The sequence below is a fragment of the Methylobacterium sp. A49B genome (assembly GCF_053346215.1).
Window position 1 is genome coordinate 69,813 of record NZ_JBKFBO010000127.1, and the last position, 15,362, is coordinate 85,174.

Genomic DNA, 15,362 nt, shown 5'->3' on the forward strand with positions numbered 1-15,362 from the left:
CTTGCCATTAAATTCGCAGGACCATAGTAACTGCGCGTTAACCCCCCTGTATCGGGCTGACCAGAAACAGATTCCGGCGTTCCGCCCGATCCGCGGCGGAACAGCCGGGGTCGCGAGGAGGATCGAGGATGGATGCCACGGTTGAAGGGCAACCGGACTATCTCACGTTGTCGGTCGATATCGTGTCGGCCTTCGTGAGCAACAATCCGGTGCCCGCGCCGGAGTTGCCGGGACTGATCGCGGCGGTCCACGCGACGCTGCACGGTCTCAGCCAGCCCCAGGCGGCGCCGACGGAGGAGTTGCGGCCCGCCATCTCGGTCCGGCGCTCGGTCCAGCCCGACTACATCGTGTGCCTGGAGGACGGGAAGAAGTTCAAGTCGCTCAAGCGCCATCTGCGCACGCACTACAACCTGACCCCCGACGAGTACCGGCAGAAGTGGGGCCTCGCCCCGGACTACCCGATGGTGGCGCCCAACTACGCCGCCGCCCGGTCGGATCTCGCCAAGAGCATGGGGCTCGGCCACCAGCGACGGAAGGGCTGAGACCGGCACCTGCGTCCACAGATTTCCGGCTGCGGTTAGGCATCGGGCAAGCGGATCCTGCGAGGGTTCAGCGATCGTCCACGCCAACGCTCCCCGATGCCCGGCAAGCCCAATCTCGTCGCCCGCCTGTTCTGGACGGCCGTGATCGGCTGCCCGTTCGCGCTCTGGTACGGCCGGCCCGCTCTGGCGGCGACCGGGTTCGCCCTGGTCTTGGTGGTGCTGCGCCATCTCGGGCGCCCGCGCCGCTTCCGGGCCCGGGTACGCCGGATCGCGCGGGCGCATCGGGAGACGCTGGCGCTGCGGCGTCGGCAGGAGAGCTTCAGCGACGCCTACGGCAACTGGATCGAGGATGGCTGGCTGCGCGAGCGGGACTATTTCATCGACCGCACGGTCCTGCCGCAGATCGGGTCTCGCTACGCCGATCTCGCCGACGCGGAACGCGCGCGGATGCTGGCGATCGTCGAGGCGGAAGCGGCCGCCGTGGCCCTGCCCGAGGAGGAGGACGCGCCGGAGGACGGCCTCGATTACGAGCGGTTCTGCGCGGCGCGCCTCGTGCAGGCCGGATGGCGGGCCCACCGGACGCCGGCGAGCGGCGATCAGGGCGCCGACATCGTCGCGGTGCGCGACGGACTGCGCCTCGTGGTCCAGTGCAAGCGGTTGAGCAAGCCGGTCGGCAACGCCGCCGTGCAGGAAGCGGCCGCCGCGCAGCGCTACTGGTCGGGCGACCGGGCCGCGGTGGTCTCGAATGCCGGCTTCACGCCGGCCGCCCGCCGGCTCGCCGCAGCGACCGGCGTTCTCCTCATCCACCACGACGCGCTGGACGCGATCGACCTCGCGGCCGCGTGAGGCGGTTCAGGCGAGGGGGCCGGGGATCGCGAGTTCCGCCTCGTTGAGCAGGCGCGCCTCGTGCCGGCGCACGAACAGCCACAGGGCCAGTCCGCCGAACACGACGAGCGCCAGCAGCGTCAGCCCGACCGGTCCGACGATGTGCTCGATCTGGCGCCCGCAATAGTAGGAGCCGATGCCCATACCGGCCGCCCAGACGATACCGCCCAGCGCGTTGAAGGCGAAGAAGCGGCGCGCATCGAGGCGGTTCACGCCGGCCAGCAGCGCCGCGTAGGCGCGCAGCATCGCGGTGAACCGGCCGAAGAACACGATCTTCCCGCCGTGCTGGCGGAACAGGTACTGGCCGAGCTTGAGCCGCCCGTGATCGAGGGCGATGAGGTGACCGTAACGCAGGAGCAGGGGCATGCCCCAGCGCCGCCCGGCCCAGTAGCCGACATTGTCGCCCAGGATCGCGGCCCCCGCGGCGGCGGCGATCACGAGGCCGATGTTCAGGTTGCCGGTGCTGCCGGCATAGACGGCGGCCGAGATCAGCACCGTCTCGCCCGGGCACGGCACCCCCGCGCTCTCCAGGGTGATGATCACGAAGATGGCGATGTAGCCGTAATTCGCGATCAACTCTGCGATAGGAAGGTCGTGCAGGAAGGCCATACGATCCTCGAGGCCGGTCTTCGGGCGAAACGCGGCGACTGAAGCCGGCGGAACGTGGCCTTAAGAGGGCCGAGCTGCGGCGCGGGCCGGCTCAGAGGACCTTCAGCAGCGCCTCGGCCCCGGAAGCCTCGGCCTTCGACGGGGTCTCCTCGACGTTGAGGTTCCGGACCACGCCGTCCTCGACCACCATCGAGTAGCGCTTCGAGCGGATGCCGAGGCCGAAGCCCGTGCCGTCCATCTCCAGGCCGAGGGCCTTGGCGAAGTCGGCATTGCCGTCGGCCAGGAACTCCAGGCCCTCCGCGCCGCTGGCCTTGGACCACGCGTCGAGGACGAACACGTCGTTGACGCTCGTCACCGCGATGGCGTCGATGCCGCGGCCGAGGATCTCGTCCTTGTGGGTGACGAAGCCCGGCAGGTGGTTGCGGTGGCAGCTCGGGGTGAAGGCGCCCGGCACGCCGATCAGCACCACGCGCCGGCCCTTAAACACGTCGTCGGTGGTGCGGGCGATGGGGCCATCCGGGCCGATCACCCGGAAGGTGGCCTGGGGCAGATGGTCGCCGACCTGGATCATCGCGAGGTCCCTCGTTGCCGCGCGCTGGGATCGCACGCGTGAGCAGCGCGCCTGACCTAGCGTGGCGGCGTGGGCCTGTCGAGGATCGCGGGCTGACGCAGCTTCACGGCCCGACGAGCTTGATGAAGGCGGCTCCCGTACCGACCAGGGCGCCCCGGCCGTCATGCCGGACAGTGCGCCTTGGCAGGGCGCGAGGCTCCGGTCGCGCCCGAGCTTGGCGGTCTCAACCGCGAGCTTGGTCTTCTCGGCGGCGAGCTTCGACTGCTCCGCGATCAGCTTGTGATGCCCGGCGACGAAGCTCCGCGTCTCCTGATGGACGCGCTCGATGGGCGCGCTCGATCCGCGCGCGCTGCGCCTCAAGATCGAAGGTGGTCGGAGAGGCGGAACCCGCCCCGATCATCGCGCCCCGAAAAGTCACCGGGCCGCGCGCGACTCGCGCCGGCCGCCCATCCTTCCGCACGGGATCGGACCGCGCAGAACTTGCAGCACGCTTGCCGCGTCCCTTTTGCCCGCTGGACAACCGGAGGACGCGGCGTAGCATAGTGTCATGGCGCCTCCTCTGCACCGCAAACCGGATTCCGCACCTCCGGCTCCTGCACGGGCCGGAAAGGGCGCCGGCCCGCAGCAGACATCCCTGTCGGGACCGGACTTCCTGGACGGTCAGTTCCTCGTCGCGATGCCCGGGATGGCCGACGAGCGCTTCGCCCGCTCGCTGATCTATGTCTGCGCCCACTCGGCTGACGGCGCGATGGGCATCATCGTCAACAAGGCGGCCACCGACATCAGCATGCCGGACCTCCTCGTCCAGCTGGACGTGGCGCCCGAGGCGGACGCGATTCGCCTGCGCGAGCGGGTCGGGCACATGCCGGTCCTGATGGGGGGGCCCGTGGAGGGGCGGCGGGGCTTCGTGCTCCACACCGACGATTTCCACATCCAGCAATCGACGCTGATCATCGACGACGGCATCTGCCTCACGGCCACCGTCGAGATCCTCCGGGCCATCGCCAGCGGCGAGGGACCCGCGAGCGCGGTCCTGGCACTGGGCTATGCCGGCTGGCAGGCGGGCCAGCTCGAGAGCGAGATCATGGCCAACGGCTGGCTCAACTGCCCGGCCGACCCGGCACTGATCTTCAACGCCGACTTGGACGCCAAGTACGATCTGGTCCTGCGCGCCAACGGCATCGATCCCGCCATGCTGTCGATGACCGCCGGCCGCGCCTGAGCCCGCCTGAGGTTTGGCGGGGCGGCACCCCGTCCTTGCGAGCGGAGCGAAGCAACCCAGAACCGCCGGGCAGCGGCGAGGCCCCGATCGGCTCGGCCGCCTATTCCGGAGCGACGTCGGCGCCGACGCCCGCATCCGGGTTCATGCCCTCCACGGCGGGCTTCGGCCGCGGCCTGCGCGGGGCGACCGCGGCCGTGGGCACCGCCGTGTTGGCGCCGAGGCGCGTCGCCAGCGCCAGCGCCCGGTTCTCGGTGACCCGCAGGTGGCAGAACCCGTGCGCCCCTTCTCGCGCGTAGGTCCGGCAGAGCTGCTCGCGATCCGACGAGAAGGCCGCCTGCTCACTCACGATCGGCCGCACGTCCTCGCGCCGGGCGCGCTGGGTCATGAGCTTGTAGTTGTCGCGCACCGCCTTGTCGGCGACGCCCCGCGCCGTGTCGAACTCGCCCGCCCGCGGGATCAGGGTCGCGGCGGGCGGGCCCCACAGGCCCGTGGGCGTCGTGGCGCAATCCGCGGCCGAGAAGGTGCAGACCGGACCGGAGGCGAGCGTCGAGACCAGCACTCCGCCCTCTGTCACGTCGAAGCGCAGCGGGCACTCCGCCCCGGCCGCCTCGAAGCGCGGCACGCCCTCGGGCTTGCCCTCGGTGCTCAACGCGATGGGGTTGCCGCCGCCGAGCGGCACCGTGCAGGACTCCGCCGGCTGGGAGATCTTGGTGCCCGGCAGCTTGATCCGCGCCGTCACGGCGGTCCCGGACCGCTCCAGCTTCAGGTTGCCCGACAGGCCGTTCAACTGAAGGTCCTGCCCGAGCACGCCGTCTTCCGACGGAGTCTTGAGCACCACGGGCCGGGCGGGCTGGGGCGCGGGCCGCGGCGCCTCGGCGGCCGGAGGCTGACCCGGCTCGCCGGGTGCCGCCGGGGCGGGCGCGGGGGTTGGGGCTTCGGGCACGCCGCGGGGCGGCACCGGCGGCCGCTCCGGCTTGATGCCGAACAGACGCTCGAAGAAATTCTGCGCCTGAGCCGGCGGCGCGACGAGCATCGCCGGCGCCGCGACCGCGGCAGCCAGGAACGGGAGCAAGAGGCTGCGGTTCAGACGCATCGTTCTCTACAGGGACACGAAGTGGCGGGGCCACATGCAACCCCTTGTCGAAACGTTAACATGCTCTCGATGGCGCGGACGTGGCAACGAAGCAACAAAATGCGATCACGCCATCCGGCGCGGCCGTGGCCTCCAGCGGCATTACTGTTTAACCACAACGGGATAGCGCCGGCACCTACCTCCGGTCGCAATGCGCAGGCTTCGCCTTGCGAGCCCGGAAGGCGCTTCTTATATCGCCCTCGACGCGGGATTGCGCGCTGGGTTTCAGCCGTTCACGGCCCTTGATCCGGCCCGGGTCCCATACTCACATCACCCCTGACACCGCCATGGGCCGAGCTGCTTCGGGGCTCGGCGGTCTGCTTGAACGCGACAGAAGAGGGATCCCACCATGGGTAAAGTTATCGGCATCGACCTGGGCACCACCAATTCCTGCGTGGCCGTGATGGAAGGCACGCAGCCCAAGGTCATCGAGAATTCGGAAGGCGCGCGCACCACCCCGTCGATCGTCGCCTTCACGGACGACGGCGAGCGGCTCGTCGGCCAGCCGGCCAAGCGCCAGGCGGTCACGAACCCCGAGCGCACGTTCTTCGCCATCAAGCGGCTCATCGGCCGGACCTACGACGATCCGATGACCCAGAAGGACAAGGGCCTCGTGCCCTACAAGATCGCCCGCGGCGACAACGGTGACGCCTGGGTCGAGGCGGACGGCAAGAAGTACTCGCCCTCGCAGATCTCCGCCTTCACGCTGCAGAAGATGAAGGAGACGGCGGAGTCGCATCTCGGCCAGCCGGTCACGCAGGCGGTCATCACGGTCCCGGCCTACTTCAACGACGCCCAGCGTCAGGCCACCAAGGATGCCGGCAAGATCGCGGGCCTCGAGGTGCTGCGCATCATCAACGAGCCGACCGCGGCGGCGCTCGCCTACGGCCTCGACAAGAAGAAGTCCGGCACGATTGCGGTCTACGACCTCGGCGGCGGCACCTTCGACGTCTCGATCCTGGAGATCGGCGACGGCGTGTTCGAGGTGAAGTCGACGAACGGCGACACCTTCCTGGGCGGCGAGGACTTCGACAACCGCATCGTCGAGTACCTGACGGCCGAGTTCAAGAAGGAGCAGGGCATCGACCTGACCAAGGACAAGCTCGCCCTCCAGCGCCTCAAGGAGGCCGCCGAGAAGGCGAAGATCGAGCTGTCCTCGGCCACCCAGACCGAGATCAACCTGCCCTACATCACCGCCGACAACACCGGTCCGAAGCACCTCGCGCTGAAGCTCTCGCGCGCGAAGTTCGAGTCGTTGGTCGACGACCTGGTGCAGCGGACGATCGAGCCCTGCCGCAAGGCGCTCAAGGATGCTGGCGTCTCTCCTGCCGAGATCGATGAGGTGGTGCTGGTCGGTGGCATGATCCGCATGCCGAAGATCCAGGAGGTGGTGAAGGCCTTCTTCGGCAAGGAGCCCCACAAGGGCGTCAACCCGGATGAGGTCGTGGCCATCGGCGCCGCCGTGCAGGCGGGCGTGCTCCAGGGCGACGTCAAGGACGTGCTGCTGCTGGACGTGACCCCGCTGTCGCTGGGCATCGAGACGCTGGGCGGCGTGTTCACCCGGCTCATCGACCGCAACACCACGATCCCGACCAAGAAGTCCCAGACCTTCTCGACCGCCGAGGACAACCAGAACGCGGTCACGATCCGGGTCTTCCAGGGCGAGCGCGAGATGGCGGCCGACAACAAGCTGCTCGGCCAGTTCGATCTCGTCGGCATCCCGCCGGCGCCCCGCGGCATGCCGCAGATCGAGGTGACCTTCGACATCGACGCCAACGGCATCGTCAACGTGACGGCCAAGGACAAGGCGACCAACAAGGAGCACCAGATCCGCATCCAGGCCTCGGGCGGCCTCTCGGACGCCGATATCGAGCGCATGGTCAAGGACGCCGAGGCGAATGCCGAGGCCGACAAGAAGCGGCGCGAACTGGTCGAGGTGAAGAACCAGGGCGAGAGCCTGATCCACGCCACCGAGAAGTCGGTGACCGAGTACGGCGACAAGGTCCCGGCGGCCGACAAGGGCGCGATCGAGACCGCGATGACCGCGCTCAAGACCGCGCTTGAGGGTGAGGACGTCGAGGCGATCAAGGCCCGCACCACGGACCTGATGCAGGCCTCGATGAAGCTCGGCGAGGCGATGTACGCCGCTAACCAGGCGGCCGGCCCGGATGCCGGTGCCGAGGCGGCGGCCGCCGAGAAGAAGGACGACGTCATCGACGCCGACTTCCAGGAGGTCGACGAGAAGGACCAGAAGAAGCGCGCCTGAGGCGCGCGAGTCTGATACGACCGCGCGGGGCCGGAGCGATCCGGCCCCGCGTTTGCGTGCGCTGCTCATCTGAAGGCTCCGCCGTTCCGGGGACGCGAAGCGGAGTCCGGGATGACGGTGCGATGGTAGATACGTCGCGATCCGGAGGCCGGACCGGGACGGGAAGGCACCTGAGGGCGGGATGTCGAAGCAGGACTATTACGAGATCCTGGGGGTCACCAAGACCGCCACGGACGGCGAGATGAAGGTCGCCTTCCGCAAGCTCGCGATGACCTATCATCCGGACCGCAATCCCGGCGACAAGGACGCCGAGATCAAGTTCAAGGAGATCAACGAGGCCTATCAGTGCCTCTCCGACGGCCAGAAGCGCGCCGCCTACGACCGGTTCGGCCACGCGGCCTTCAGCCAGGGCGGGGGCGGACCCGGATTCGGCAACGAGTTCGGCGACTTCATGTCGGACATCTTCGACAACTTCTTCGGCGACGGCCGCGGCGGGGGCGGCGGTGCGCGCGGGCGCGGCGGCGCGCCGGGGCGCGAGCGCGGGGCCGACCTGCGCTACAACCTCGAGATCACCCTGGAGGAGGCCTTCGCCGGCAAGGCCGAGACGATCAAGATCCCGACGTCGGTGACCTGCGAAGCCTGCGACGGCTCCGGCGCCAAGCCGGGCTCGAAGCCGCGGACCTGCCCGACCTGCGCGGGCTACGGACGGGTGCGGGCGGCGCAGGGCTTCTTCGCCATCGAGCGCACCTGCCCGAACTGCCACGGCCGTGGCGAGATCGTGGACGATCCCTGCACCGCCTGTCAGGGCGCCGGCCGGGTCAACCGCGAGCGCACTCTCTCGATCAACGTGCCGGCGGGCGTCGATGACGGGCTGCGCATCCGGCTCGCCGGCGAGGGCGAGAGCGGCTTGCGCGGCGGGCCGGCGGGGGACCTCTACGTCTTCCTGTCGATCAAGCAGCACGAGTTCTTCCAGCGCGACGGCGCGGACCTCTTCTGCCGGGTGCCGATCTCGATGGTGACTGCGGCGCTCTCCGGCGAGATCACCGTGCCGGTGATCGACGGCTCGCAGACGCAGGTCCGGATCCCGGCGGGGACGCAGACCGCCAAGCAGTTCCGCATCAAGGGCAAGGGCATGCCGGTGCTCCGCTCGCGGGAGGTCGGCGACCTCTACATCCAGGTCTTCGTCGAGACCCCGCAGAACCTGACCAAGCGCCAGCGCGAGCTGCTCCAGGAGTTCGACCAGTCGGCTTCCCCGGAGAACCATCCCGAATCCGCGGGCTTCTTCTCGAAGGTGCGGGACTTCTTCGGGGGCGCGGTCCGGCCATGAGGCCGGATCCGAAACGGGGGCAGACCTGTTATGCATCCGGCCGGCGTGGCCGGCGCACCCTAGGCGCCGTCCCGGCTTGACTGTAAGACAACGCCGTCCCTAGCCTTTCATTCTCATCCGGCATCAAGGAATCCAGGACTTGCCGCCGCTCCGCCGTCCCAACGCGAATGCTCCTGCCGCCAGGAGCGCGATTTTCGGGCCGCGGCGCGACCCCCTGGAGGACGAGGCCCGGTTCCTCCGCTCCTGGCTGGAGCGCCCCCTCGTCACCGGCGCGGTGACGCCCTCGGGCAAGATGCTCGCCCGGACCATGGCGTCCTACGTGGATCCGCGGCTTGAGGGGCCCGTGGTCGAGCTCGGCCCCGGCACGGGCCCGGTGACCGAGGCGCTGATCCGGCGCGGCATCGCCCCGGAGCGTCTGATCCTGGTCGAGTTCAACCCCGATTTCTGCCGGTTGCTGACCCATCGCTTCCCGGGCGTGACCGTCATCCGCGGTGACGCCTACGACATGCGCAGCACTCTTCGAAGCGTGCTCGACCAACCCGCCGCAGCGACGATCTCCAGCCTGCCACTGTTCACCAAGCCACTGGAGCAGCGGCTAGACCTGCTCAACGCGGCCCATGACCTGATGCGGCCGGGCGCGCCCTTCGTGCAGTTCACCTACGCGGTGGTGCCGCCGATCCCGGCCCGATGCGAGGCGGGCAGCTACACCGCCGACCGCTCGAACCGGGTCTGGCTCAACCTGCCGCCCGCCCGGGTCTGGGTCTACCGCCGGCCCTGACCTGAACACGGCCTGAGCGAATGGATCACGTTTGCGTCAACTTAAGGCGCGCATACCTGTGACACGGCCGGACGCGGCATCGCGCCCGGCGTGGAGCAGGAGGACGCCGATGTTCACCAAGACCGCACGTATCCGCTGGGCTACCGCACTGGCTTTCGGAGGGCTCGCCGTCGCGGGGCCGGCCGTGGCGGCGCCACTCAGCCGGGATGCCGGACTGCAGCAGGGCTCCGACATCACCACTGTCCAGTATGGCTACGGCCACCGCCACGGCGGATGGGGTCACCATCACGGCTTCGGCCCGCGCCATCATCATCACGGCTGGGGACGCGGACACCATCACGGCTGGCGCCACCACGGCTTCGGCCCGCGTCACCACCATCACCACGGCGGCTGGGGCCATCGTCACGGCCACGGCCGCTGGTAAGCCCGACAGTGCCGTCTCTGATCCGACGCGGGGACGTGCGCTGAGACGAGAACGCCGCGCCCGGTCATGCCCGGGTGCGGCCCGCCCCCGGTGCGGTGGGCTATCGGGCGCCGACAGCCTCGATCACGGCCGGTCGCGGGGCGGCCGCCTCGCCCATCCTGTAGGCCTTGCGCAGAGCCGCCTCGCCCCGCTCCGCCGACGCCGCGTCGGCCGCGTGGACGATCCCGAGCAGACCGTCCGCCGAGCCGTGTCCGGCTAGGTCCGTGAAGCCGACACGCGGGTCGATGCGATCCTCCGGCCGGGTCCGGCCCCCGCCGAGTTCGATGACAGCCAGACCGAGCGCGCGGGTCGCGATGCCCGCCACGGTCCCGTCCTGATGGACCGGCCGCCGCACCGGCGCCGCGGGCAGATGCTGACCCGGCTTGTCCAGGAGGTCGGCAGGCCCGCCGAGGGCTGCGACCATGCGGGCGAAGCGTTCGGCCGCTTGCCCCGACGCGAGGCTCCGCTCCAGCCGCTCCGCGGCGGCGGCGCGGTCCGCCGCGAGCCCCCCGGCGACCAGCATCTCGGCCCCGAGCGCCAGCGTGACCGCGTGGAAGCGCGGCTCGCGGCGCGCGCCGGTCAGGTAGTCGATGGCGTAGGCGACCTCGACGGCGTTGCCGGCGGCGCTGGCCAGCGGCGCGTCCATGTCGGTGATCAGCGCGGCGGTGCGAAGCCCGGCCCCCTCCGCCACCGTAACGATGCTCCCGGCCAGCGCCCGCGCATCGGGGAGGGTCGCCATGAAGGCGCCGGACCCCTGCTTGACGTCCATCACCAGCCCGTCGAGGCCGGCGGCGAGCTTCTTCGACAGGATCGAGGCGGTGATCAGATCGAGGGATTCCACCGTGCCGGTCACGTCGCGGATCGCGTAGAGGCGGCGGTCCGCGGGGGCGAGGTCGGCCGTCTGGCCGATGATCGCGCAGCCGACGTCGCCGACGACCCGGCGGAAGGCGTCGAGCCCGGGCGTCGCGTCGTAGCCCGGGATGCTGCCGAGCTTGTCCAGCGTGCCGCCGGTATGGCCGAGGCCCCGGCCTGAGATCATCGGCACGTAGCCGCCGCAGGCCGCCACCATGGCGGCGAGCGGCAGGCTCACCGTGTCGCCGATCCCGCCGGTGGAGTGCTTGTCGAGGACCGGCCCCGGCAGATCCCAGGCGAGGACGCGGCCGGATTCGGCCATTGCCCGGGTCAGCGCCACCCGCTCCGGCAGTGTCAGCCCGCGGAAGAACACCGCCATGGCGAAGGCCGCCGCCTGCCCCTCCCCCACCGCGCCGTCGGTGAGCCCGCGCACGAAGGCTTCGATTTCCTCGGAAGCGAGGGGCAGGCCGTCGCGCTTGGCGCGGATCGTCTCCTGGGGCAGCCGCATGCTCACAGGTCCCGGGCCTGGATCAACGTCTCGAACAGGCTGCTCGCGCCGAGCCGGAAGGTCCTGGGACCCACCCAGCCCGGCCCCATGATCCGGTCGGCCAAGTCCAGATAGATTCCGGCATCGGCGACGCTGCGCAGGCCCCCGGAGACCTTGAGGCCTGCGGGCCGACCGCTCGCCCGGATCTCGGCCAGCATCGCCTCGGCAGCCTCCGGCGTTGCCGAGACCGGGCTCTTGCCCGTGGAGGTCTTCAGGAAGTCGGCGCCCGCCTCCAGGGCGAGCCGGCTGGCCTCCCGGATCCGCCCGGGATCGCCGAGTTCGCCGGTCTCCAGGATCACCTTGAGGGTCGCCGCGCCGCAGGTGTCGCGCACGGCCTCCACCATGTCGCGGGCGAAGGCCCCGTCACCCCGCAGGAGGGCGCGATAGGGCAGGACGAGGTCGATCTCGTCGGCCCCGTCGCGCAGGGCCTCGGCGGTGTCGTCGGTGGCGCGGGCGCAATCCTCGCCGCCGGCGGGGAAGTTGATCACCGTGGCGACCCGGATGCCGGTGCCGGCGAGCGCCCGGGCGCCCTGCTCGACGAAGCGCGGCCAGACGCAGATCGCCGCGACGGCACCGCGCTTCGCGTCCCGGCAGAGGGCATCGATCTTGGTCTCCGTGCAGGTCTCGCCGAGATCGGTGAGATCGAGGAGCGGCAGCGCCCGGCGCGCGACGGCACCGGCTTCGGCATCAGTCATCGGCCGTCTCTCCCTCGGGCAGGCCGGCCACGAAGGCCCGGACGAGGCGTCCGAGATCCTCCGCGGCGCGGGCCGCGATCGCCTTCGTCTCCGCGTGGTGCGGTGCGCCCCCGGCGATCCCGGCCGCGAGGTTGGTCACGACCGAGATCGCCGCCACCGGCAGACCCAGGAAGCGCGCCAGGATGACCTCGGGCACGGTCGACATGCCCACGAGGTCGGCCCCCAGGAGGCCGGCCATCCGGACCTCCGCGGGCGTCTCGAAGCTCGGACCGGAGAACCACGCGTAGATCCCCTCCCCCAGCGGCAGGCCGCAGGCTGCGGCCGCCGCGTGCAGCCGCAGCCGCAGATCCGGATCGTAGGCCTCGGTCATCGGCACGAAGCGCGCGTCGCTCGCCTCGCCGATCAGCGGATTCAGCCCGGAGAGGTTGATGTGATCGGCGAGCAGCACGAGGCGACCGGGGCCGGCCTCCGGCCGCAGCGAGCCGGAGGCGTTGGTGAGCAGCAGGCGCCGGGCACCGAGACCGTGTGCGCAGGCGAGCGGCACCCGCATCGCCGCCGGATCGCCGCGCTCGTAGGCGTGCGCGCGCCCCTCGAAGACCAGGACGAGCCGCCCCGCGAGGCGCCCGCGGTGCAGCCGGCCGCCATGGCCGCTGACGCCCGGCCCCGGGAATCCGGGGATCGCCGCGTAGTCGAGGGCAATCGCGTCATGGAGGGCCGCCGCGACGCCACCGAGCCCGGTGCCGGTCACGAGCGCGCAGGCATAAGGTCCGGCAAAGCCCGCGGCGCGCAGGGCCGCGAGGGCGGCCGCCTCACTCACCCAGCGTCTCCGGACCGAAGGATTCCGGGAGCAGTTCCGCCAGCGTGAAGGTGCGGGCGACACCGTCAGGCCCGGCGGCATGGATCGGCGTGTCCGGCCCGGCAAATTCGCGGATGCGCTGGCGGCAGGCCCCGCAGGGCGTCACGAGGCCGACGCCGTCCCCGCAGACGAGGATCGCCGCGATGCGCCGCCCGCCGGAGGCCACCATGGCGGCGATCGCCCCGGCCTCCGCGCAGGTCCCCACCGGATAAGCCGCGTTCTCGACGTTGCAGCCGGCGTGGACCCCGCCCCGGTCATCGCGCAGCGCGGCACCGACGCGGAAGCGGGAATACGGCGCGTGCGCCTGCGCGCGGACCGCGCGGGCGGCCTCGAACAGGGCCGTCAGCCCGTCACCTGCCCGTTCCGAATCCGCGGCCTGCATGGGCCGATCATTGGCACCAGCCGGGGTGCGCTGTCGAGGGTCCCCGATCAGCCTCAGCGTGCGCTCAGCGCACCGCCGTGCCCGCGCCGAGCAGGCTGGCGGCCTGCCGCAGATCCGCGTCGTCCCGTGGGCCGCTCAGCGCGTAGGCGGTGTCGCCCGCGTTCCAGGACAGGACATCGCCGTCGTCTGAGCCGGTGAGCGTCGCCGGGCCGCCGCGGATGCCGCGGGTCGCGAACAGCGATGCCTCGCCGAGGTCGCCGGCATCCAGGGCGATCTCGATGCCGGTCCCGTGCCGGGCCGGGAAGATCTGGATGTCGCGCACCCGCCAGCCGTCCGGAAGTGCCGGAAGGTCAATTCCCGTGACGGTCCGCAGCCGCGCCCGGTCGTAGACGGGGCTGTCGCCCTGGTTGGCGATGCTCTTGCGCAGCTGCGCGACGGCGCGGGCCTGTTTGGCATCCGCGATCAGGGCCGGGTCGGGCGTCGCCGCGAGCGTGTCGGGGATACCGAAGCGGCCGATCTCGTCATGAGCGAGCCAGCCCGCGCCCACCAGCACCGCGATGGCCGCGGCCCGCTTCAGGCGCGACGCGACCCGGCGCCAGCGCAGGTTCCGGTCGAAGCGGCGCGCCAGCACGACGTTGCGATCGGGCCCGGGCCCCAGGACCGGCGTGAAGCAGGCCCGCAGGGCGTCGCGGTCGTGCATCTCGGCCATGACCCGGGCCGCGCTCGCGGGATCGTTCGCCAGATGAGCCTCCACCTCGAGGCGGCGCATCGGGTCGATCTGCCCGTCGACGAAGGCGATGAGATCGTCGTCTGTGATCGGATCCATCATCGTGAAGTCCTCGAATCCAGCGTGCCCTGGAGGCGATCCGCCGGCTCCAGTCGTTCGATCGTACCGGCACCGTCGGCGCCGGGCTGTTGCTCTCAGTTCTCTCCGGCCGCGCGGCGGAGAGGCCATCCGGACCGGCCCTTCGGCTCGTCCGACACGACGAGCCTGAGGGCGGAGGGCGGCCCGCGCCGCGCGCCCGGGGCGCTCGCGCCGGGCTCGGCCTCGTCGGCCGGCCGGTCAGCACGCCCGCCCTCCTCGAAGGCCCGCAGCGCCGCCCGGCCTCGGCCGAGGCGGGACATCAGCGTGCCGATCGGGATGCCGAGCACGGCGGCGGCGTCCGCGTAGGCCATGCCTTCCAGGGTGACCAAGTGAAGCGCCGCGCGCTGTTCCTCGGGCAGGGTGAGGAACGCCTGCCGGATCTGGGCGAGGCGCACCCGCCCCTCCTGGGCGGGGGGCGCCATATCCTCGGCCATCCGCACCAGGGTGTCGGCGTGACGTGCCTCGACCTGTCGGCGGCGCTGCTCGTCGATGAAGGCGTTGTGCAGCACCGTCATCATCCAAGTGCGCAGGTTGGTGTTCGGGCGCAGGGAATGCTGCATTTCCAGCGCGCGCACCAATGTATCGTGCACGAGGTCGTCCGCCCGCAGCGCGTCGCGGGTGAGGGACCGCGCATAGCGCCGCAGAGGCACCAGCAGGTCGATAATGTCCGGGCGCTTCTGCTTGTCCAATGTCATAGGGTGTGAACGCGGGGGCGCCGGCCTTTAATCCCGCCTCCTGGACTCGCGGCGTCTCAGGCCTGTTCGAGGGCGCCCGCGATGCCCGCGATCATCCGCGGATCCGTGGGCTCGACCTGCGTGGCGAAGGCCGCCGCGAGGCTGCCGTCGCGGGCGATCAGGTACTTGTGGAAGTTCCAGCGCGGCGTCTCGCCCGGGCGCTCCGCGGCGGCCCAGCGGTAGAAGGGATGAGCGCCCGGCATCTTCACCCGGGTCTTGGCGGTAAGCGGGAAGGTGACGCCGTGGTTCTTCCGGGCGGCCTCCGCGATGGCCGGCCCGTCCAGCGGCTCCTGATTGCCGAAATCAGGGGACGGCACGCCGATCACCGTGAGCCCTCTGTCGCCGAAGCGGGTCCACAGGGTCTGGAGCCCGGCGAGCTGGCCGGCATAGCCGCAGGCGGTGGCGGTGTTCACCACCAGAACCGGCTTGCCCGCATAGGCGGCGAGCGGCATCGGCGCGCCCTCGGCCGTCTCGAAGGCGAAGTCGGTGGCCCGCGCGGCCTCGGCGGCGCGGGCACCCCCTGCGAGGCCGGCACCGATCAGGATCAGGGCTTCGCGGCGCAGCATCGTCATGGCGTCGACCTCCTTGCCGGACCGGGCCGGACCAAGCCGGGCCGGACGCTTCCGCTCGCGCGCC

At 71.1% G+C, this 15,362-nt stretch carries 17 protein-coding genes; 7 read left to right on the forward strand and 10 right to left on the reverse strand.

The window, feature by feature from the left end; all coding sequences use genetic code 11:
- Window positions 1-128: 128 nt before the first annotated feature.
- Together ACLBX9_RS25915 and ACLBX9_RS25920 are read left to right on the forward strand one after the other, a co-directional pair.
- Window positions 129-542 (forward strand): MucR family transcriptional regulator, encoded by a 414-nt coding sequence (locus tag ACLBX9_RS25915; RefSeq protein WP_010684991.1) that lies wholly within the window; start codon window positions 129-131, stop codon window positions 540-542.
- A 96-nt stretch (window positions 543-638) separates the two neighbouring features.
- Window positions 639-1,388 carry a restriction endonuclease gene (locus ACLBX9_RS25920; protein ID WP_010684990.1) on the forward strand — a complete coding sequence of 250 codons (750 nt, stop codon included), beginning with the start codon at window positions 639-641 and terminating at the stop codon, window positions 1,386-1,388.
- 6 nt (window positions 1,389-1,394) lie between these two features.
- Here the strand turns inward: ACLBX9_RS25920 and ACLBX9_RS25925 are convergent, their stop codons facing one another.
- Together ACLBX9_RS25925 and ACLBX9_RS25930 are read right to left on the reverse strand one after the other, a co-directional pair.
- A complete protein-coding gene (locus ACLBX9_RS25925; RefSeq protein ID WP_010684989.1) occupies window positions 1,395-2,036 on the reverse strand; it encodes a DedA family protein in 642 nt (213 codons plus the stop codon).
- 91 nt (window positions 2,037-2,127) lie between these two features.
- The gene (locus ACLBX9_RS25930; protein ID WP_010684988.1) at window positions 2,128-2,607 is read right to left on the reverse strand and encodes a peroxiredoxin; all 480 of its coding nucleotides are present in this window, start codon (window positions 2,605-2,607) and stop codon (window positions 2,128-2,130) included.
- 676 nt (window positions 2,608-3,283) lie between these two features.
- Here ACLBX9_RS25930 and ACLBX9_RS25935 point away from each other — a divergent pair.
- Window positions 3,284-3,829, forward strand: coding sequence for a YqgE/AlgH family protein (locus ACLBX9_RS25935; RefSeq protein ID WP_238287148.1), 546 nt, complete (start codon window positions 3,284-3,286; stop codon window positions 3,827-3,829).
- Between the two features lie 100 nt (window positions 3,830-3,929).
- Here the strand turns inward: ACLBX9_RS25935 and ACLBX9_RS25940 are convergent, their stop codons facing one another.
- Complete coding sequence (locus tag ACLBX9_RS25940) at window positions 3,930-4,922, reverse strand: hypothetical protein (RefSeq protein WP_010684986.1); 993 nt, start codon at window positions 4,920-4,922, stop codon at window positions 3,930-3,932.
- A gap of 388 nt (window positions 4,923-5,310) precedes the next feature.
- Here ACLBX9_RS25940 and dnaK point away from each other — a divergent pair, with 388 nt between their 5' ends.
- The 4 genes from dnaK (at window position 5,311) to ACLBX9_RS25960 (ending at window position 9,756) form a co-directional block, all read left to right on the forward strand.
- Entirely contained in the window at window positions 5,311-7,227 is a 1,917-nt protein-coding gene (dnaK, locus tag ACLBX9_RS25945) for a molecular chaperone DnaK (RefSeq protein ID WP_447720933.1), read from the forward strand.
- Between the two features lie 181 nt (window positions 7,228-7,408).
- A complete protein-coding gene (dnaJ, locus tag ACLBX9_RS25950; protein WP_447720934.1) occupies window positions 7,409-8,554 on the forward strand; it encodes a molecular chaperone DnaJ in 1,146 nt (381 codons plus the stop codon).
- Window positions 8,555-8,693: 139 nt separating this feature from the next.
- Window positions 8,694-9,332, forward strand: coding sequence for a class I SAM-dependent methyltransferase (locus tag ACLBX9_RS25955; protein ID WP_010684983.1), 639 nt, complete (start codon window positions 8,694-8,696; stop codon window positions 9,330-9,332).
- Window positions 9,333-9,441: 109 nt separating this feature from the next.
- Entirely contained in the window at window positions 9,442-9,756 is a 315-nt protein-coding gene (locus ACLBX9_RS25960; protein WP_010684982.1) for a hypothetical protein, read from the forward strand.
- A gap of 100 nt (window positions 9,757-9,856) precedes the next feature.
- Here ACLBX9_RS25960 and deoA read toward each other — a convergent pair whose 3' ends face one another.
- The 7 genes from deoA to ACLBX9_RS25995 all read right to left on the reverse strand — a co-directional run bounded on the left by deoA (window position 9,857) and on the right by ACLBX9_RS25995 (window position 15,298).
- A complete protein-coding gene (deoA, locus tag ACLBX9_RS25965; protein WP_447720935.1) occupies window positions 9,857-11,155 on the reverse strand; it encodes a thymidine phosphorylase in 1,299 nt (432 codons plus the stop codon).
- A 2-nt stretch (window positions 11,156-11,157) separates the two neighbouring features.
- Window positions 11,158-11,889, reverse strand: a complete 732-nt coding sequence (gene deoC, locus ACLBX9_RS25970) for a deoxyribose-phosphate aldolase (RefSeq protein ID WP_447720936.1) — start codon at window positions 11,887-11,889, stop codon at window positions 11,158-11,160.
- Window positions 11,882-12,706 carry a purine-nucleoside phosphorylase gene (locus tag ACLBX9_RS25975; RefSeq protein WP_447720937.1) on the reverse strand — a complete coding sequence of 275 codons (825 nt, stop codon included), beginning with the start codon at window positions 12,704-12,706 and terminating at the stop codon, window positions 11,882-11,884. The genes deoC and ACLBX9_RS25975 overlap by 8 nt, the downstream gene beginning before the upstream one ends.
- Complete coding sequence (locus ACLBX9_RS25980; protein WP_010684978.1) at window positions 12,699-13,127, reverse strand: cytidine deaminase; 429 nt, start codon at window positions 13,125-13,127, stop codon at window positions 12,699-12,701. The genes ACLBX9_RS25975 and ACLBX9_RS25980 overlap by 8 nt, the downstream gene beginning before the upstream one ends.
- 64 nt (window positions 13,128-13,191) lie before the next feature.
- Window positions 13,192-13,956 (reverse strand): anti-sigma factor family protein, encoded by a 765-nt coding sequence (locus tag ACLBX9_RS25985; RefSeq protein ID WP_447720938.1) that lies wholly within the window; start codon window positions 13,954-13,956, stop codon window positions 13,192-13,194.
- Window positions 13,957-14,048: 92 nt separating this feature from the next.
- Window positions 14,049-14,687 carry a sigma-70 family RNA polymerase sigma factor gene (locus ACLBX9_RS25990; protein ID WP_447720939.1) on the reverse strand — a complete coding sequence of 213 codons (639 nt, stop codon included), beginning with the start codon at window positions 14,685-14,687 and terminating at the stop codon, window positions 14,049-14,051.
- Window positions 14,688-14,743: 56 nt separating this feature from the next.
- The gene (locus ACLBX9_RS25995) at window positions 14,744-15,298 is read right to left on the reverse strand and encodes a glutathione peroxidase (RefSeq protein ID WP_010684975.1); all 555 of its coding nucleotides are present in this window, start codon (window positions 15,296-15,298) and stop codon (window positions 14,744-14,746) included.
- Between the last annotated feature and the right edge of the window lie 64 nt (window positions 15,299-15,362).